This is a genomic window from Pedobacter paludis, assembly GCF_003173575.1.
GTDB classification, from domain to species: Bacteria; Bacteroidota; Bacteroidia; order Sphingobacteriales; family Sphingobacteriaceae; genus Pedobacter; species Pedobacter paludis.
Genome location: NZ_QGNY01000008.1, coordinates 131437 through 152126 on the forward strand (window position 1 = coordinate 131437; position 20690 = coordinate 152126).

At 35.5% G+C, this 20690-nt stretch carries 11 protein-coding genes and 1 tRNA gene; 3 read left to right on the forward strand and 9 right to left on the reverse strand.

Features of this window, described 5'->3' with window-relative positions:
• Positions 1-2: 2 nt before the first annotated feature.
• The 4 genes from DF947_RS19480 to DF947_RS19495 form a co-directional block, all read right to left on the reverse strand.
• Positions 3-1463, reverse strand: coding sequence for a RagB/SusD family nutrient uptake outer membrane protein (locus tag DF947_RS19480; protein ID WP_158526300.1), 1461 nt, complete (start codon positions 1461-1463; stop codon positions 3-5).
• A gap of 10 nt (positions 1464-1473) precedes the next feature.
• Positions 1474-5097, reverse strand: a complete 3624-nt coding sequence (locus DF947_RS19485; RefSeq protein WP_109932089.1) for a SusC/RagA family TonB-linked outer membrane protein — start codon at positions 5095-5097, stop codon at positions 1474-1476.
• Between the two features lie 54 nt (positions 5098-5151).
• Entirely contained in the window at positions 5152-6309 is a 1158-nt protein-coding gene (locus DF947_RS19490) for a FecR family protein (protein ID WP_109932091.1), read from the reverse strand.
• Between the two features lie 125 nt (positions 6310-6434).
• On the reverse strand, positions 6435-6995 hold the full coding sequence (locus DF947_RS19495) for an RNA polymerase sigma factor (protein WP_146202952.1): 561 nt from the start codon (positions 6993-6995) through the stop codon (positions 6435-6437).
• Between the two features lie 198 nt (positions 6996-7193).
• On the opposite strand from DF947_RS19495, the gene DF947_RS19500 reads away from it, so the two are divergent.
• Entirely contained in the window at positions 7194-9140 is a 1947-nt protein-coding gene (locus DF947_RS19500; protein ID WP_109932095.1) for an LTA synthase family protein, read from the forward strand.
• Between the two features lie 61 nt (positions 9141-9201).
• On the opposite strand, the gene DF947_RS19505 is transcribed toward DF947_RS19500, so the two are convergent.
• From DF947_RS19505 to DF947_RS19525, 5 genes are all read right to left on the reverse strand, one after another.
• Complete coding sequence (locus DF947_RS19505) at positions 9202-11610, reverse strand: GAF domain-containing protein (protein WP_109932097.1); 2409 nt, start codon at positions 11608-11610, stop codon at positions 9202-9204.
• A gap of 145 nt (positions 11611-11755) precedes the next feature.
• The gene (locus DF947_RS19510) at positions 11756-15361 is read right to left on the reverse strand and encodes a BamA/TamA family outer membrane protein (RefSeq protein ID WP_109932099.1); all 3606 of its coding nucleotides are present in this window, start codon (positions 15359-15361) and stop codon (positions 11756-11758) included.
• Between the two features lie 34 nt (positions 15362-15395).
• Positions 15396-16298, reverse strand: coding sequence for an SdiA-regulated domain-containing protein (locus tag DF947_RS19515; protein ID WP_240615424.1), 903 nt, complete (start codon positions 16296-16298; stop codon positions 15396-15398).
• Between the two features lie 6 nt (positions 16299-16304).
• On the reverse strand, positions 16305-18347 hold the full coding sequence (ppk1, locus tag DF947_RS19520; RefSeq protein ID WP_317046777.1) for a polyphosphate kinase 1: 2043 nt from the start codon (positions 18345-18347) through the stop codon (positions 16305-16307).
• A complete protein-coding gene (locus DF947_RS19525) occupies positions 18347-19561 on the reverse strand; it encodes a Pycsar system effector family protein (protein ID WP_109932101.1) in 1215 nt (404 codons plus the stop codon). Before DF947_RS19525 ends, ppk1 begins: the two co-directional genes overlap by 1 nt.
• Positions 19562-19973: 412 nt before the next feature.
• Here DF947_RS19525 and DF947_RS19530 point away from each other — a divergent pair.
• Positions 19974-20047: transfer RNA gene (locus tag DF947_RS19530), tRNA-Ile, on the forward strand.
• Between the two features lie 184 nt (positions 20048-20231).
• Positions 20232-20690, forward strand: a complete 459-nt coding sequence (locus DF947_RS19535) for a MaoC family dehydratase (RefSeq protein WP_109932103.1) — start codon at positions 20232-20234, stop codon at positions 20688-20690.

Here is a 20690-nt window from a genome sequence, read left to right on the forward strand (position 1 = left end):
GATTATGGATTTTGAATCAGATTCGGATTTCTGGTTAGTGCCTCTGTTGGGATAGCCAAAGTATAACGATTGTCGTTTTGTTGGAGCGTTTCTACCTGAGGTGTTCCAGCGCTTAATTGAATGGTGTGTTTCAGTTCTGGCATTCCCCAGCGGCGTAAATCAAACCAACGGCTGTCTTCCAAACACAACTCTCTTCTACGTTCTGCCTTGTAAAACGCATAAAGATCTTGTGCGTTGGTGATTGAAATTGGTGTATATGCTGCTGAAGTAATTCTATTCGATCTCAGTAAATTGATATCCGTGAGTGCCTTGTTCAATGCTGAACCATCACCTGCGATCGCTTTTTGAATATAAGCCTCTGCCCTGTTTAAATAAACTTCTGCAGTTCTAAAAGCCTTACCATTTGTATTGCCTGCTACAAATTTAGCCGATCGCCCCTTATAAGTATTAAGGGTTGTGGTAATATAAGCCACACTGGTAAAACTGTATTTAGCTCTTAAATCGGTTGTTGGGAAAGTATTACCTAAATCATCAGAAATAAAATAAGCTGCCTTCGAAACCGATTGACCACCACCAAAGGGCATAACAGAAAGCTCTGCGTTGAAACCATAACCCCAAATTACCTCGGGAGATGAAACCGCAGATGAAATTCCAAATGTGGCTGTTGTAATTTCGTTCATTTGTTTCAATGTAGATTTCTTCTGTAGTGTGGCATCAGCATAACGAATACTTGCATCCCAGTTGCCCATATATAAGTAAACACGCGATAAAAGAAACCTTGCCGATGTTCCATTAAATTTATAGATGTGATTTCCCGCCCCTGCTGCATCAAGAAGTGGAATAGCAGCTAACAGATCGTTCTCAATTTGTGCATATACTGCTTTCACGGTCGATCTTCCAACAGGATTATCTGTTACATCGGCAGTTAAAATTAATGGAACTCCTAAATCGATTTCTGGATTTCCGTTTGCACCATAATAAGGTTTGCCAAAATAATTTACCAGCATAAGGTAATAGAATGAACGCAACGCTAAAGCCTGCCCCCGAAGATTCTGCTTTTCTGATTCAGTTCCATCAACCTGATCTACATAATCAAGAACTACGTTGCAACCCTTAATTCGAGCATAATAGTTGTACCATATATTTGAATTCGTTGCTGAATTTTCCAATAAACGGTCGATCATATTTTTTTGCCAGGTAAAGGCCGGCGCATATTTATTTAGTGCAGAAACAACCGTTGCGTTTGCATTGTATTCAGATTGAATGTCATCTGTTAATAAATCTGAAAACTCCGTTATTACAGAATTTAATGGATATGCCTCACCTGTCATTAATTGATTTAACGCAACCGTTGTTGTTGGGCGCACAAGATCTTGGCTACTTTCTTCCAAAAAGCCTTTCTTGCATGATAATGCACTTACTGATAAGCAAATAAGGGCAATGTATTTAAAATATCTTTTCATAATTTGCTTGTTATATACCAATGTTAAGTGATAGAGAATAGGTTCTTGGAATTGGCAGACTATTCCCATTTACTTCTGGATCTTGTCCGTTTAATCTTTTATCAGCGATGTAAAATAAATTAGAAACAGATGCCTGTATTTGGCAGGATTTTAAACCAATTCTTTTAATTTTATCGCTCGGAACTAGGTAACCCAATGCCAGATTTCTAAGTCTGATAAAACTTGCATCAACAATTCTTGTATTCGAATAATCGTATAACTGATATGGAGAAAATGTTCCGGTTGAGCCTGGAACAGGAATTTGGTTTAAGGCAACCGAATTTGCTGAGGGTAATGAAGGGATGATGGTAAAAGCCTCATCACCTGGTTGGCGCCAGCGGTTATTCAATTCTGCTGATAGATTTTGGAAAGGATAAGGAGCTGATGTTGTTGCACGAACAGAGGTATATAGTGGTGCTAATCGTTTCACATTACCTGTACTGATATAGAAAAAGGTATTTAATGTGAATGATTTATAACGAAAATTATTGCCTAAGCCACCGGTAAATTTTGGATCTAACTGACCCGAATATACCAAGGCCTTGGTTACATCAGTAGCTGCTTCTGGATTCGTGGCAACATTTAAACCATTAAATAAGGGTTTGCCCGTTTGCGCATCTAAGCCTGCAAAATCAAACGACCAAATTCCCGTTGCTGGAGATCCTTTTTTATACAAGCCTCCAGATACTGCAGATTGCCAGCTGGTTAAAGAAATAATTCCAGATTCCTGAACATTGTTTACAACCTTTGCAGTGTTGAAATTAACGCCCCATTCAAAATTTCTAGTTTTTACCGGAAATAGATTTAAAGTAAATTCAAAGCCTTTATTAGTAATGTCACCAGCATTTACTGGCATTGAAAGCAAACCATATTCCAACGGAATGGTTTTTTGAACGATTACATCAAAACCTGCTTTTTTATAATATTCGAAACTACCAGAGATGCGATTTTTTAAGAAAGCAAAATCTAAACCTAAATTTAGTGTTTTATTTCTTTCCCAACGTAAATCTTTGTAAGCTAAACTTTTGATCAATAAAATTGGATCGCCAGAAATCGGATTAACAGATGCTGCACCAGATGGAATTTGAGCCACTAAATCCGGACTAAAATTTTCTGCTACGTTACCCTGAAAACCAAAACTTACACGAGCAGAAAGTTGGTTTAACCAGCCCACATTACTTAAGAAATTTTCTTCGGCAATATTCCATTTACCACCAATTGACCAAACCGGTAAAAATCTGTGGTTTGCATATTGTCCAAATCGGTTAGATGCATCTGTACGGATATTCGCATTTACAACATATTTTTGGTTAAAATTATAGGTCGCAGTACCGAAGTAAGAAACATAATTAGAAATTCTATCCGTAATAGTCGGAATAGTATTTGCCAATAAGCCGTTTACTAAAGTAACCCCAGTATTCACTGTTGTTGGTGGCAATTGTGCAAAAGATTGGCCTCTATCTGGCATGTAGCCATAGTTGGTCTGTTTTAAACCATCATACTTTGAACTTCTAATTTCCTGACCCACCATAACATTCAGGCCGTCCTTATTATTTCTTAAGCTTTTATTAAATGCGAGCGTATTTCTAAAAGTTGTAGTTTGATTGTTGACCGCAAAAGAGTTATAAACCCCACCAACAGGTATTCGTGATGCTAAATAATCTACAGAATTCGGTACTGCTGTGCCATATTCAAATCCACGAAGTTGTGTTATTGCATTTGTGCGTTCTGTAGAGTAGGTTGCCCCATTGGTTTGATTATAACCATAACCAAGTAAGGATTGAAAAGTAAATAATTTTAAAAATTTATACTCCAGATTTGCCGATGCATTAACGGTAGTTAGCTTATTTGTGTTTCCACTTTCTGCCAGTTCATTTAAAACATTGTATCTAAATGCACCCGAACCTGTGTTTGGGCTTGTATAAAAATAAGGCAAACCATTATCGCCATAAACCGGAATGGTTCTACTTGTATTAAATGCATAATTAAACGGATCTACACCAAAGAAACCATCGGTTGTACTTTTGGCGCCATTTAATTTAAAGCCTACTTTTAAATGATCAGTAAGTGTACTGTTAATGTTAATTGATGCCGTATATCTTGTTTGTTCGTTTCCTTTAGTGTTTCCTTTATCACTCAAAATTCCGATGGAACTGTAATAAGTTGTTTTATCAGATCCTCCTGAAAGGCTTAGGCTATGTGTTTGACTAACTGGCGCCTGAAAAAGCAAACCGAACCAATCGGTATTATTCGTTTCTAATTTGTTAACGCCTGCAACAAATTGTTCTTGTGTTATTTTTTTATCGAATAAATCTGATGACAAACCCTCATATGAAACAGGATCTGGAGTAACCTCGAATTGTAAACCTCTCGCATAAATCTCTCTGGAAACATCAATGCGCTCTTTAGAGTTCATTAAATTGAACATCCCGTAATTTGGCCTTTGAGAAGTGGTAAAATTTGTGCTATAATTAACCGCCGTTTTACCAACACGTCCTTTTTTAGTTGTAATTACGATAACACCGTTCGCGGCCTTAACACCATATATTGCTGTTGATGTTGCATCTTTTAAAACCGTAATATCCTGAATATCATCAACGTTTAAAAAAGCTACTGTACTTCCTACCAAATTTTTTATGGCATCATCCGAAGTTCCAGGTGTTAAAGAATTTAGTTGCTGGTAATCAAATGGAATCGGATCTTCCTGAATAATGCCATCTACAACCCAAACAGGTTCTTGGTTACCCAATAGAGTTGATGTTCCCCGAACCCTAACTTTTGGTTTTGAACCTACTAAACCGGATGAATTGCTTACCGCAACACCAGGCAATTGTCCTTGTAATAATTTATCGATTTGATTGGTTCCAGCCACTTTAATATCTTCCATTTTAACTGAAGACAGTGCCCCAACAAAATCGCGTTTTGCAATGTTTTGGTAACCTGTAACTACAACATCATCAAGACCTTGGGCAGCCTCTTGAAGTTTAACATTATATACAAATACATCTGTACCTGCTTTTACATTAACAGCTTTTACTTCTGCTTTATAACCGATATATTGATATCTAACCGAACCATTATCGTTCACCAAAAGCACATAGTTTCCATTTTCATCCGTTGATGTTACATTTTTTTCACCAACCTCCTGTATAGAAACCCCAGGGATAGCCTGGTTTTTTTCATCTGTGATTTTACCAGTCAGTCTGATTTTTTTTTGGGAAATAGATGGACTACCTGCTGTTGAAACGGCTTTGGTTTTAAAAATAACCACATCTTTATCGATAACGAAAGTAATATCAGTTCCGTTTAAAAGTGTGTTTAAAACCGTAGTTAAGTTTTTATTTTTTAACGATACCGTAACTCTTGGGTTTTTATCCAATTGATCGGCATTATAAAAGAATTGCATTTTTGCTTGTCTGCTTACTGTTTTTACGGCATCAGAGAGCTTTGCATTTTTAACATTTATAGAAATGTTAACTGGGGTTTGTGCCTTTATTGATAAGCCAAAAATTATAATCGCACAGATTGTGGCACTTATCGTTTTCGTAAAAAAGCTTAATCGAGGCGAAAAATAATTTTGTAAATATTTTTTCATTTAGTTTTGAATAGTTTGGTTGATTTTTGGATTTGGTTTGGTTAGATGTTTCGTTTAACGCTGATCTACATATATCCTCCTGTTTTTTATGCTGAATTTTACTCCGCCGGTTTGTTCTATAATATTGAGTACTACTTTTATATCACTGTATCTTTCAATCTCTCCGGAAAAATGAATCTGCTTAATTTTATCAGATTGAAAATCAACATCGTAATCGTACCACAAACTCAATTGATCCATTACTTCATCTAGCGTAGCTTCTTCAAATACGATTTTTCCATTTGCCCAAGCCACATAAGGCAATACATCAACGTCGGTTTTGGTTAAGGAATTAGTCTGCTGATTGAAAATAGCTTGTTGGTTCGGCGCCAAAATGGCGATTTGATTGTTGGCAGATTTAGCCTCAACCTTACCCTCAACCAATGTGGTTCGTGTTGTTTTTGTATACGTGTTTACATTAAATGTTGTTCCTAAAACTTTAACGTCCATTCCGTTGGCATGTACAACAAATGGTTTATTCGGGTTTTTAGCCACTTGGAAATAGGCCTCACCCTTTTCCAAATAAACATTACGTGTATCAGTCGCATTTATATTTACCGGAAAACGCAGAACTGATGCCGAATTAATCATCACTGTAGTTCCATCGGCCAAAGCCAGTTTATATTCTGCGCCTCTCGGGATAATCAATTTATTAAATACTTGCTTTTCACTTGCTACACCATCTTGCTTGTAGCTTAACAATTCTTTGTTTTTATTGGTAATGCAGGTTCCTGCAACCTTTGCCAATTGTTTGTTTGCGTTATCTGATAGTTCTACCGCACTGCCGTCAGCTAAAACCAATGTAGCTCTATTATGGTCTGTTGGATTAAGTTTAGCTATGTTTAAAGCAACAGGCTCGTTATTCTTTATATAATAGAAAATTCCTCCAGCCAAAATCATCACTGGCAATAAAAGAATAGCTGCGTATTTTAATAAAGCTGGAATAAGTTTTACAGTTTTAACTTGTAAGTGAGTTTGAATTCTATTCCAGGCTTTATCCTGATTAATTTTATTAATCAAAACATTTGCATTAGAAATCATTTTATCAGCTTGTAAAGCATCAATCAATTCTCTTTCCTCAGTACTCAGTTGATCCAATAAGTGCTGATTTGGCAATTCATTGGTATTTAACTGTTGGATAACTTCAATCCAGATATTTTCTTTTGCGTTCATTTCGTAGATGGATTAATATATAGTATAACTTAGGTTAATTTAGGGTGACAGAAATATTAATAAATTATTAAATAATTTATAATTAACTGATTATCAGTAAAATAAAATATTATATTTGATTTGATTTATAATTTTCCCTTGCCCAATAAGATGGCGATAAAAATTATGGAAAGCGGATCTTCTGCAGCTTTGGTTTTTAGAAAGGCGTAAGCCCTTTTCATTTGGGTTTTAACTGTATTAATGGAGATGTTGTTGGCTTTGGCAATGTCTGCATAACTTAATCCATCCACCACATATTGTAAAAAAACCTTTTTACGATCTTCAGGTAGTAAGTTAACCAGACCTAGAACTTTCTCATCGGCACTTTCTTTTAAATGCAAAGCTTCTTCTTCTTCCAAATAGTCAGTTTGTACTTCTATTTGATTTTGATCTGTTATTTCTACGGAAAGTGGTTGCTTTTTAAGGAAGCTTAAGGAAAGATTTTTAACAGCACGAGTGGCGTATGATTGAAAAGTGCTTTCTATCTGGACCTCGTTTCTTCTATTCCAATAACTGATAAAGAAATCCTGAACGATATCTTCTGAAGCATCTTCATCCTTAGTTAATTGAAAAGCAACAAGCACTAAAAACTTGTAATGTTTCTTAAACAACATTTCGAATGAGGCTATATCAGAGTATTCGGCCAATTTATTTAAGAATAAGTTAAGATTTTAAGGAGTATCAACTGTAAAAATAAATTAAAACTCACCAAAACTGAAATGTAATAAATAAATCATTTAAGATGAGCGATGGATTGATTCTTCATTAGCTTGAAAATATTTATGAGGGGAACTTCAGTATTTCTTCAGAATCAGTTAGTACATTGCGGAAAACTCCCATCATTAATGAACCAAATATTTAAAAGCAGATACTCAATTCTTTTGGGTTTTATTGCTTATTTTATACTTTTCTCCTTCATCATTAGAAGTATTTTATTCGTTTCTGCAGCACAGAAAGCAGAATTTACATTTTTAGAAGTTATAAGATTTTATTTTGTTGGATTATTTTTTGATTTGGGCACAGGGTTAATCCTCTCCGCTTTTTATGCTTTATATCTGTTAATAATTCCTAACCGATTTTACCATAAAAGATGGAACCGAATGATTTGTCTTTCTTCATTTTTCATTTTTCTTATCATTACCCTTTTCTCATTTTTTGCAGAGCTTACCTTTTGGCAGGAATTTGAAAGCAGATTTAATTTTATTGCTGTAGATTATTTGATCTACACCTACGAAGTAATTCATAACATTAACGAGTCATACCCTTTGCCTCTACTAATTGGAGGGATGCTTTTGATTGCCATTGGGGTTACTTATGTCTTTCATAAATTAAAAATATTCAATACAAGTTTTACCAGCCAAACCCGCTTTAAAACCAGGCTCGTGTATTCTTCTTTAATTATTATACCTGCAATACTCTTTTCGCTAATTGTTAAAAACAGTTGGGCAGAACAAGGCAACAATCGGTATACAAACGAGTTAAGTAAATCGGGTATTTATTCTTTCTTTGCAGCATTTAAAAACAACGAACTCAACTATCACGATTTTTATAGCTTAATTGGAAATAAAGACGCTTTTACGTTAGTAAAAAAAGAGCTTACCGAAAGCAATACAACATTTAAAAACGATAGTCTTTCTATTTTAAGAAATATTAAAGGAACCGATTCTGTCTACAAACCAAACGTAATTATGATTACTGTTGAAAGTTTAAGCGCAGACTTTCTTGCCCATTATGGCAATACGCAACACATTACGCCAAGATTAGATACATTCGCGAACAATAGCGTATTCTTTAGCAATATGTATGCGACTGGCACGCGTACCGTTAGAGGCATGGAGGCCTTAACATTGGGCATTCCGCCTACACCGGGAAGCAGTATTGTAAGAAGAATGGACAACGAGCATTTATTTACCGTTGGCCACGTGTTTAAGGAGAAAGGTTACGTTAATACATTTTTTTATGGAGGAGATGGCTACTTTGACAACATGAACCATTTTTTTGGCAACAACGGATACAATATTGTTGATAGAGGCAGAAAGCTTTTAAATGAAAATTACGATGGCACAAGAATGCTTATTCCTGATAACGACGTAACTTTTGAAAATGCCTGGGGAATTTGTGATGGAGATATTTTTAACGTGGTGATTAAAGATGCCGATCAGAAGTATAAAAAAGGCCAGCTGTTTAATAATTTCATCATGACAACCTCAAACCACAGGCCTTATACCTTCCCAAACAATAAAATAGATATGGCTTCTGGAACAAGAGAAGGCGCTGTTAAATACACCGATTACGCAATAGGGCAGTTTATAGATCAGATTAAGAACAAACCTTGGTTTAAAAATACGGTAATCATTATCGTAGCCGATCATTGTGCAAGCAGTGCCGGTAAAAATGAAATCGATATTTCTAAATACCAGATTCCCTGCATGATTTTAAATCTGAAAAATACGGAGAAAATGAACATCTCTAAAATGACCTCTCAGATAGATCTGTTTCCAACTTTGTGGAGCTTACTCGGCTGGGATTACACCAGCGAGTTTTATGGAAAAAACGTTTTGGATAAAAAATACGAATCACGCGTTTTCTTAGGAACTTACCAAAAACTGGTATACATGAAAGGCGACAGTTTGGTTATTTTGAGTCCGCAGAGAAAAGTTGATACCTATTTATACAATAAAGCTAAAAACGAGCAGAAACCATTTGTTTTGCCTAAAGCAATTATTAATCAAGGTATTGCAAACTACCAAACGGCTTTTGATCTTTTTAAGGATGGAAAATTGAGGTATTAAAACAAAAAACCTCTCAGCTTTTACACTGCGAGGTTTTTTTATTATGGATAAGTTGTAATTATTACAATTGTTTTTCCAATTCCTTTTCAATCATATCGAAATCAATTGGCTTAACTTCTTTAGCTTTTTTTTCGTTTAAATATTTAACACCTACTCTTAAAGCTTTTAAACCAGAAACGCCTTGTAATTCATCCAGTTCCAAGAGCTCTAAATCATCGTTTAGCAAACCTTGATCTTGCATGTATTTGATGTATTCCATGTATTCTTTCGCTTCTTCAGCATTAAAATAAACCATAGAAATTTTATGTGGCTGTGTTAAACGTTCGTTTTTATTCTTGATTAAAACTTTATCAATACGTTTTTTAACAACTTCATAACGAATGTTATAAGCACCCTCTACATCAAATCTACGCTCATCGTTTCTAAAACTGATATCAATTGCATTAGAGTGAATAAAAATTAACTGCGTAGTTTCCAATGGTCTAGGCATTTCGCCAATTAAACCTTTAGATAAGCGGGCAATTTCTACCATTGATGTTAACTGCCACAAACGGATATTTTTTAAATACAATAAATCAAAGGGTTTTTCAGGTGCAATTTCCTGTCCAATATAAATATCGTATTCCACACCATCTGTTCTAAACTTGGCAAAATAACAAGGGTAAGAAGCTTGAAGATTCTGCTGAGCGGTTTCTAAATATTGACTTACTTCTGTATTGATCAACTGCATGGAAACCTCAAGTTGCCTTCTATTTTTAAAAGCGTCGCCAGTTTCTGGAACAATCACTTCAAAATATTGCTCAATAATTTCTGTTGTCTGCGGATAATTTTTCCTAATAATTGAAAGGAAAGGATAAACCTCTGATTCTAGAAACTCGTTAAGTAAGTTTTCTTCGTTTGATGATGCAAAATCGCCAATGCGTTTAATCCAGTCTTTACAGTTAAACAACAGTTTATCTGTAAGTTCTAAATAAACATGTTTGCGAATGGCTTTTAAAGTACGGATTAAGCTATTCAACTGAACTTCCATATCATCCTTTAAAGCCTTATTACGCTCAATAGTCGAATTGCGAATATCAATGGCTCCAAATAATGGATACAAATGTTTAAACGTTACCGTTTCTATCTCTTTAAGCTTATGGTAGCTTTTGTTTTTGTTCTGCTGAAGAAAATGCCAAATGGCTTCGTTAAATTTCCACTGTACAGAAGGTTGTAAAGCTGTAAATTTATCCATCAAAACTTCATCCATTTTAGCATCAAATTCTTCAATGCTATATTGGAAAAGTTGACCGATTAATGGCATTGCTGGCCTTAATCTTGATAAAAGCTTATCATCTACCAAAACTTCCTTGTTTGAATAAACTTCCAAAACACCTGCAAGCTGGGTATTATAATACACCGGCAAAACAGAATATGATGAAACGCCAGCAGCCTTTAAAACTCTTAAAAACGGATCTTTATCAATTTGATCATCATTGATAGAGCTTACAAAGATTGCCCTTGGGTTTTCTTTGTATTTATCAACCAGAGAATAAAAAACTTCTTCTTCCAGATTGGATGCTTTCGCCGAATTAATCAGCATGCTCTGAGAAAATTCCTTATTATCAAAAACCAGTTTTTTGTTAACCGTTAAAAATGGCATTAAACCAAATTCCAAGTTTCCATTTCCACCGAGCGTTTTTAAAGCCTGAATAACATGTGTATAAGCTTCTGTTTGGTAATTATGGTTAACCAAAGCATCTCTAATGCCATCTATGGCATGTTGAAGCGTAACATCAGTAATCGAAATCACACTAAAACCTTCAAAAAGGAAATCTTTAAGCGGTAAGGCTTTTGTAAGGTATTCTAACTCTGTGTTATCTTGAAAATGCTGACCAAGCTCTTCAAAATTAATTTCAGGAAGATCTCCCTTATGCAAAATCTCGATAAATTTGGTATCGTTCTGGATGTTATAATAAGAAGTTAGCTTAGTTTCCGGATCGATATGCGCATATATAATTTCATTCTTTAATACCGAACTGAAATTATAGAAACGGCCTAAAATTAAATTGTAAATAAATTTAAGCTGTTTTTTCTCAACCGGATCGTTATCCTTGGTTACTTTATTTTTAGGATCGTGATCCTTAAAAAATTTGTAAAATGCATTTGTACTAAAAAAGATCTGATCGGGTATTGGTGTGCTTAATGCCCAGAAAAGATCATCTTCGTTTGCCATCAAAGGCGTTAGAATTGTAAAAATCAATTCTAATGTATCTTTATATTTTGATAGTTCTTCAGCTTTAATATTGCCTAAAAGGGCTTCATTCTTCTGAATTTTTTCTAACAGAAATCTATAAAATTCTGATTTTACAGATTGCTCTGTTTTTAATCTGGTTTTTAAATATTCCACAAGGGGGCGGAATGACAGATTAGATTCTACCTGGCAATGAATACATTCGTTTTTATTAATCTGTATTACATTGGTGTTCATTGTATATGTTTTATTATAGACGTGAAATTAAATGGTGTATGTTAATAAATGTTAAATATTTAACAAAGATACATACAGGTTAAAAGATTATTCGTCTGCTTAACGTAATACTTGGATAATCTATCTATAATTATGTTACACAAATTTAGTACCTTAAATTTATCGAAACGTATGGATACCAGCCATCTGTAGAGTGGCCCATAACAAATCGTACAACCGTGAGTGATGCCGGAGCAAAATATACGCCCCCACCTACTCCATGATGCCATGCGGTAGAAACTTCATCTCGTTTCCAAACCCTGCCAACATCATAAAATCCTAATAGGCCAACTTGTCCGGGTAAAACATAACTTACCAAATCGCCCAGTTTAGCCCTCAGTTCTAAATTATTATAGAACATATGTTCGCCAGCAAATCTAAATTGGCGGTAACCAAGCAAATTTCCTTGTCCACCGAGATAGAGCGCCTGATAAAAGGCAGGTTTTCCAACGGTTACACCACCACCAAAGCGATCGGCAAGAATAAATGCCTTTCTACCATCTAAATTCTTATACAGTGAAATGCTTGCGGTAAGCTGTCCGAACGAATTTGAATATTTGTTGATTCCCTTGTATCCAACCAGTTTAAAATCTACATAACTGCCCAATGTTGGCAGTAAATCATTATCGCGGGTATTATTGGTAAAGTTTACAATCGCACCTGCAAACATTTTCTCATTTCTAACGGTAAGACTATCAGAAGAATGCAATTGTGGTGCATTTTCTATAAAACGACCAGCATTATCCTCCTGATTTAACTTATAGTATTGAAAGGACGGTCCAACACTGAATGTAGATTTCGGCCTTCTCCAACGCACCATCGGATCTACCTGGTAAAGATTAAATCTAGCACGATAATATCTGATGTCATCACCATGTTCATCAAAATGAGTTTCGTTACCCAAGCCGAAAAAGTTCTGTGTATTATTCGGGGCATAGGCATCGGCTTTTAGAATAAAATCGCCTTTTCCCAATGCTTTAAGCCACTCGCCTTTATAATTAAACCTAAAAGCTGAAGTTGAGAATGAGTGTAAAAATGAAACCGTTTGCGAATTGCCGTAAGGCTGTTTTCTAAAACCCGGATTAGTTTGTTTGTAAATTAAACCAAGTAATAAGCCATCATCATTATTGAAACCCGCATTTAAGAGCACAGAACTTCTTCTGTACATGTCTTTTGGAATGTAGCTGAAGTTTGAGGTATCGTTCGAAATAATTTTTCTAACCTTATCTGCATCTTCGCCTTGGTAAGTAAATTTATCTTTTCTTCCATAAAGTTTTACAGAACCATTTACATTTTCAAAATTGTAATATTTGGTTCCCTTGCCACCAATTATTCGAAGTTTTATGTTCGATGTTTTGTTGTTAAGAATTAAACTATCATTACCATTGTGCATATAAACACGAATTTCTTTGGTAACCTTTGGATCAAAAACGCGGCTAAATAATTCTTCCTTGATATTTCCTTCCTTAGAAATCTTATTGATTTTAATGGCCATTCCATTATCTGGAGCATCAGAGATATGAATCAGTTCATTTTTATTCGTTACCTCAATATCTACAATACGATTAAAGAAATGATAATAATCGTTCATAAGTTTTGGCAACATTTTAATCCTTTTTCTCATTTGAGCCAAAATCTCATCATGATGGAGCGAATAACTTGGCTCTGGAAGTTTTCTCAATGCTTTTTCGAAAACTGCATCGTTATAATTTGAGCAGAAATCCTTTACAATTTTATCCCATTCTTGTTCACTTATATTGGCGGTCCACCGGCTGCTGATTTCTCTTCCTTCCCATAAAAACCAGTCAATTCTTTTTATATCCCGTTCATAACCTTGCATCATTGGCAAAAGTGATGATGTTTGTGTATAGCGCTGTAAAAAACCATCTGATCTGAAGAAAACCTGATCACGATCTCGAGGAATTGGCGAGTAATGCGATCCGCCATCCTTTTTGGTTTCTTTCCAGCGCCATTGGTCTTCGTGCCTGTCCCAATCGCCAAGTAGAACATCTAACGATCTTGCCCTTAGCCAAGCTGGCCCATCCAAAGTATTATCGTTATCATCGGTAAGTTTTTTGTCCATTTTGGGAGAACTATCCGATTCGCCGATCGGTTCTCGCTCCTCTAACAGGCAAAGCGTATTTGCGAAAGCGGGTTCAAATTCTCCTAAATTATCATCGGGCGAAACCCAGCCAATAATTGGATTGGTGTGTGGAACTCCACCAGCCTTTGCCAATTCTGGAACAACCAAAGCAGAAAATGGATGTTGCGCAGACATGTTATCCTTTATAATATCTTTTGCAAAAGTTTCGCGAAGCTGGGCTGGCAAAAGCACTTCCGGATATTTTTCCACACTTCGAAGTACATATTCTTTACCATTTTTATCTTCCAAACGGAGCGAACGAGACTGATTTCCACCACCGCGTTGGGTTGCTTTTAATCCTCCAAAAAGTTTGGAAACCCTTAAAACGGGAACTGTTGTTTTTTGCGAATACTCTTTACGATAGTTTTCTCCGAACAGGTATCTATGGAAACGCCCAACACTATCGTATTCAGGTTTGATTCTGACGGTAATACTGTCGGTTAAAATTGGTTTGTCGCGGTTTCTAACTTTTTGGGTAATGGTTTCGAATTTTTTGGTGTAACTGTAAACTCGTTGAACGCCTGAATCTGCATAAACGTAATATTCATAACGCATATCGTTATTCATCAATTGATCTGCAACCACATAACCTTGCTGCATTTCGTGAAATAATGAGTTCTTACCTTCTTTATTTGGAGAAACTTTTGAACCTGAACCGCTAATAATCTGCAACTGCTTGCTTTTAATTAACTGCAACCCATGTTCGTGCCCAGCAACATAGGTTACATTGGGATAATCTCCGAATACACCTGTTATCGATTTAATCATATCCTTGTAAGCCGGATGATTTAAATCTTCGGGGCTTAACAAAGTTGACCTTAGTATTGGATAAACTGATCCAATAACCGGCATTGGGATGTATAAATTTTTATTAAGCGAGGTTAAGGGGAACAAATGATTTCTGAGGTTAAAATATCCACCATGTGGACCATAACTCTGAAAGGGATGATGCGAAGCCAGCAAGATAACTTTGCCTTTATTTTGCTCTAGTAAGTCTTCAAATTTTACTAAAACTTCATCTTTCGTTATACAATCGCATTCGCCAACGGAGTTTTGTTTATTATAAGGAAAAAGCCACCATTCGCTATCGTAAGCAATGATGGTTAACTTATCGGTTAGCTGAATGGCCACTGGATCGGGACAGCCATTTTGTGGAATTAACTTGAGCAAAGGATCATTTTGTGCCTTTAGAAAATCATCCTGAGCCTTAATTTTGGCTAAACCCTTTGGGCCAGATTTGTCCCAATCGTGATTACCCGGAACAAAATAAACTGCCGCACCCATTTTACGCATAGGCTCGAACTGCGATTGAAGAATTTTTTTGGTATCTTCTTCTTCTACACTGCCCGGCAAGCCCATTCCTGTTGGATAAATATTATCGCCCAGATATACAACCGTAGTTTTTTTAGGAATAATCTGCTTGGCTGCATTTTTTAAATCCTGCATTTGGCCTGGATTCATTTCTCCGGCATCGCCGAACAAAATTACACGGTATTTAACATCCTTTTGTGCTGAGGCATTGAAATAAAGTAAAAATAAGCAAGAAAATAGGGTAAAATTTTTAATCATAGCCGAGCATTTATCGATTATTGGAAGCCTAAATTTACGGTTTCTTATGTTTAAACAGTAAAATATTTCCAGCGGCTAAAGTTCCACCTTCATTTGAGATGTAAAGATTGTTGTCTTTATCAAAAGCGATTCCTTCTGGCTGATTGAATAAACTTCCGTTTAAAGGGAAAGTTGCTTTGATTTTAAAATTTTCATCGGTAATAACCAATAATTTATTTACTGAAGAAAGCACATACCATTCGTTGGTTTGCGGGTTTTTGGCTAATGCTGAAGGGCGAAACCTGCTTTTATTGCTTCCAGAAATTGCCTCAATATCTTTGTGGGATAAACCAAACTCCCCACTTGGCTTTAATGTTCCGTCATTAGCAAAGCTAAAGGCATAAATACTAGATTTTTTTGCTTTTGAATCTGGCTTGCTATCTTTTGTTAAAATATAAATTAAACCAGCTTTTTCATCGGCTGCTAAGCCTTCATATTCTGCTTTTGGAACTAAATCTTTGGTTTTTACCACGTTTACAACTTCGGGTTTATTAATTTCAGAAATCGGGAAAGCGTGTAATTCGCCATTACTTTTAAGTACGATAATGTGATTTTTAATGATGGTTAAATCTTCGTAATCGCCTTTACCTCCAAACTTTGTAAACTTCGATTCTTTATCGCTTAACCCTAAATGAAACAAATCTCCGTCTTCATCCTGAATGGCAAAAACTTCTTTTGGATCGCCATTATGAAACACAATACCAGAGATTTCGAAAAGATTATGTGGCATATTATACTTTACCGGATTTTCCAAATCGTAGGGTAATTCCGCTTTTGGTTGATCTGCCTGGGCAGCTGTTTCTCCATCTTTATGTTCCGCATTTACACAAGAAATACCGAAAAAAGCAATTGCAGTTAAAACTAGAAGTAAGGATATGGTGATTTTTGTGTGTTTCATAGAATTTTAAATTTTGTTTTTTAAATACTGATAAATTTCCTTTTGAGATTCGATTGCAATCTTTCCCGGTTCTACAGGAATGTTATTCATTTTCTCATCAATAAGAACAGCCTGAACGTTATCCTGTTTTTGCATATTGATAATATCTAAAATTTCTGCCTTTATTTTCCTATCGTAAATGGGAAAGCAAACTTCTATTCTGCGGTAAATATTTCTGTTCATCCAGTCTGCCGAACCTAAATAAACATCATCTTTTCCTAAATTATGGAATACAAAAATACGGCCATGTTCTAAGTAGCGGTCTACGATTCGGGTTACCTTGATGTTCTCACTCATTCCGGCAACTCCAGGAATTAACCTGCAAATGCTTCTTACAATCATATCGATTTTAACACCCGCTTCTGATGCTTCGTAAAGCTTAGTAATTAAAACCTTCTCTTCGAGATTGTTCATCTTAATTGTAATTGACGCAGGTTTTCCCTTTTTGGCGTGCTCAATTTCTCTATCGATTAAGTTTAAAAAAGCTTGTTGAAGATTAAATTGTGCAACTAAGAGATGCTCGAATTTGATTAAATCGGATGAAGTAGGCTTTTCCCTTTTTCGAAGAAAAATAAACAAGAGCTCAACTTCGCGAAGCATATCCTTATTGGCGGTCATTAAAATATGATCGGTATAAAAGGCTGCCGTACTTTCATTAAAATTTCCTGTAGCGAAAAGCCCAACATTACGCGTTCTATCCCCTATTTTTCTTTTCACCAAAGCAACCTTTGCGTGAACTTTAAGTGCCGTAACACTGTAAATTATCTCCACCCCTACAGCCTTCATTTTTTTTGCCCACTTGATGTTGTTTGCTTCATCAAAACGTGCCTTTAGCTCAACCAAAACAGAAACTTTTTTGCCATTTTTTGCTGCGCTGATCAATGCGTTAACAATTTTAGAGTCGCTGGCAACGCGATAAAGCGTAACGCATATTTCTTCTACGGTTTCATCAACCGCAGCCTCGTTAAAAAAGCGTAAAATGCTATCGTAACTTTGGTAAGGCGTATGGATTATAATGTCGTTCTTGTAAATTTCTTCTGTGAGCGTTTTTTGAACAGCATCCGTATTACAGATTTTAGACCATTTTTCATTCGATAAATTTGGCAGACTTACCGGAAAAGACATAAAATCTTTAAGGTTATGGTATTGGCCACCTTCTACCATATTGGCTTTTTTTAAATTAAAAAGCTTTTTAAGGAGATCTAAAACATTAACGGGGATTCCAGGCTGATGCAGAAAACGTGTGGCCAAGCCAAAGTCTCTTTTCAGCAATTGTTTTTCGAGCTGATCGGACAAGTTTCCGGAATACTCATCTTTTAAATCGATCTCTGCATCTCTGGTAACTTTGAAGCTGAAGCAGCCTAAAACTTCATCGTTCGGAAAAACATCTTTAAGGTGATGTCGTAAAATGTCATCCAGAAAAACAATGAAGGTTTCTTTGTTCTGTTCTATTTTTAAGAAGCGTGGAAGTTCGTTTGATGGGATATTCAGTACAACAGCTTTAGATTTTTCCCCATTTTTTAAGTTAATCAGAAAATAAAGTTCGTTGTTGGATGGAAAAAAATTGGAGGTTTCATCTACATAAATGGGCTGTAAAAAAGCCATCACCTGACTTAAAAAATATCGGGTTACTTCTTTTTTAATTTCTTCGGGAAAAACCTCAGCATAGATTAAATTAATATGATTCTTTTTGAGTTGCGGAATAATATCGGTTTTTAGAACCTTACCGTAACGTTGCTGCTGATCGGAAATAAGCTGATTTGCAGTAATTAAAAGATCGTCATCTATTTGAATATCATTACTTTCTTTATTACTCAGCTTCTCTAAAGCCAAAAGTACCGGCATTCTAACTCGATAAAACTCATCAAGATTGGAAGAAAAGATGGATAGAAACTTAATCCGCTCCAAAAGCGGAACAGTATTTCTTTCGGCTTCTACCAAAATGCGATCGTTAAACTTTAGCCAGCTTAAATCTCTGTTGAAAAAAGATGTTGCAATCATTTGCTCCATTAAAGTTTACCGTAAACTGCGTATGCAATAACAAAAGCAAATACCGCTGCAATTAAACCGAACATGAAAATATTGTAAGCCAAACGGATAAGTTTGTACTTTCTGCCCAAAACCACACCTTGCGAATACACATCGGTAATTAATGTTCCGTACAGGAAATCGGTATCATTCATTACCTTAATCATTCCATCGGTGTAGCTTGGCAAGCTCATTTTATAAAAATTGCCAAAGAAAAGTAGATTTACTTTCTTTTTATCCATATCCTCTTGGGTAAATTCTCCTTTTGGAATTGATGGACGGGTTGATAAAATAGAAACCACCACACAGGTTAAACTTACCATTAAAAGGATAAAAGTTGGTATGATTAAATTACCATGATCTTCTAACCGCCTTAAAAGCAAACTCACAATTAAGGATAGCATAATTGAGTTTACGGTGATTAGAATATGTGCTTTGTTATCGGCCATATCGCTTAAACGCTGATTATTCGCCGAAGTAATCCTGAACATGGTTTCAATTCCTTTATCTGGCCTACTGTCTTTGTCCTTTTTCTTGCCTTTTTTTACAACTTCTGGCGCAAAGTTTTTAGGTTCTTCAATTTCTGTTGCAATAACCTCTTGGGAAGTTAACTTGCTTTTCAGCTTTTCGATATTTTTCTGCTTCTGATCATTAAGCAACAAAGAAGCGTAATCGGTATGGTAATGATGGGATTCCATAAACTGAATGTCTCTTTTACGCCATTCTTTTTTATTGATGTCCTTTTTATAAATCAGCTCTACTTCCTTGTGCATCAGTTTTCCCTTATCTCTAAAATCTGGAAGCCCTAGATGGAAAAGATCGGCATCACATAAAATCTTATCCAGTTGCGTATTTGGGCTTTGTGGAATTTTAGTGCTTAAAATTGCCTCTGAAACACTTTTGCGGACTTCTTCGCTAACTTTATGTTTTTCTAAGTATAAATCTGCCAGTTCTGCACCTTTAGCCTCGTGGTTAAGTGCATCTTCAAAATAACCTGTATCATGAAAGTAGGCCGCAACGGTAACGATAAAGAAATCCTGCTCGCTTAACTGATAGTGGTTGCCAATTTGCTGTGCTGCATTTACAACTTCTTTTGTGTGTTTATAGTTGTGGTAAACCAATCGAGGATCGCTATGGGTATCGAAGTAATTGCTAACGTGTTGCTCTACATCTTCTTGGAGTTGCTTATAATTCATGAGCATATATTTTGAAAGGGTTCTGGTAAAAAGGAAATGATATCATTTAAATCTAATCTGGGTATAATTTTCTATAATGAGGATAAAATTACGCTAAATTTCATAAAAATATTACGTGCCTCTACGATCAATAAGAATGCTGTTTTTATTTTACAATAGCGTTATCTGTTTGGCCTCTTATTGATTTATGGATTTGAACGCCTTGAAAAGTTTAACACCTGATTTATTTGTTAATCTCATAAACAATAAAAGCTTAAATAGGTTTAACCAAGCGTAAGTTAAATTTGATTTATGAATTAATTAACTGAAAATGAGATTAAATTTATTTTTTTCAATTTTTAGCTAAAAACTTTTTCCAAAATTGAATGCAAATTTGTAACATTGCACTCGCAAAAAACAAATGTTTTTTCCGGGGCCTATAGCTCAGTTGGTTAGAGTAGAAGACTCATAATCTTTTGGTCGCTGGTTCGAGCCCAGCTGGGCCCACAAACAAAAATCGCTCTTTGAGATTCTCAAAGGGCTTTTTTTATGTCCACAAAGGCAACTATCTTCCTGTTTCCTTCTTAAATCATCTGAACAACCTTTATTAAATTATCGACTATTTTAAAGTTTTTTAGAGATAAGCTCTTTTTCCTCAGAAATTAATATAGTTTTGATAAAAAACAGGTTTATGCTAATAGTTAATAGTTTTGAAGAATATGAGTCGTATCTAGGTAAAGAACTTGGCATTTCCCAATGGCATAAGATAGATCAGGATCAAATAAACAAATTTGCTGATGCAACTTTAGATCATCAATGGATCCATGTGGATAGAGAAAAAGCAGAAAATGAAGGCCCTTTTAAGTCGACTATTGCACATGGCTATTTAACGCTTTCGCTAATTCCTTATCTGTGGAAACAGATTGCAGATATTCGCAATACCAAAATGGAGATAAATTACGGCATTGAATATTTTAAGTTTGGTCAACCTGTTTTAGTTGATCATGAAATTCAATTAAAGGCTAAACTTATCTCTATAACCAACCTTAGGGGAACTACCAAGGTTGTAATAGAATCGATATTGGTTATTAAAGATCAACCAAAACCTGCCTACACGGGCGAAGTGGTTTTCCTTTATCATTTTCTCTAA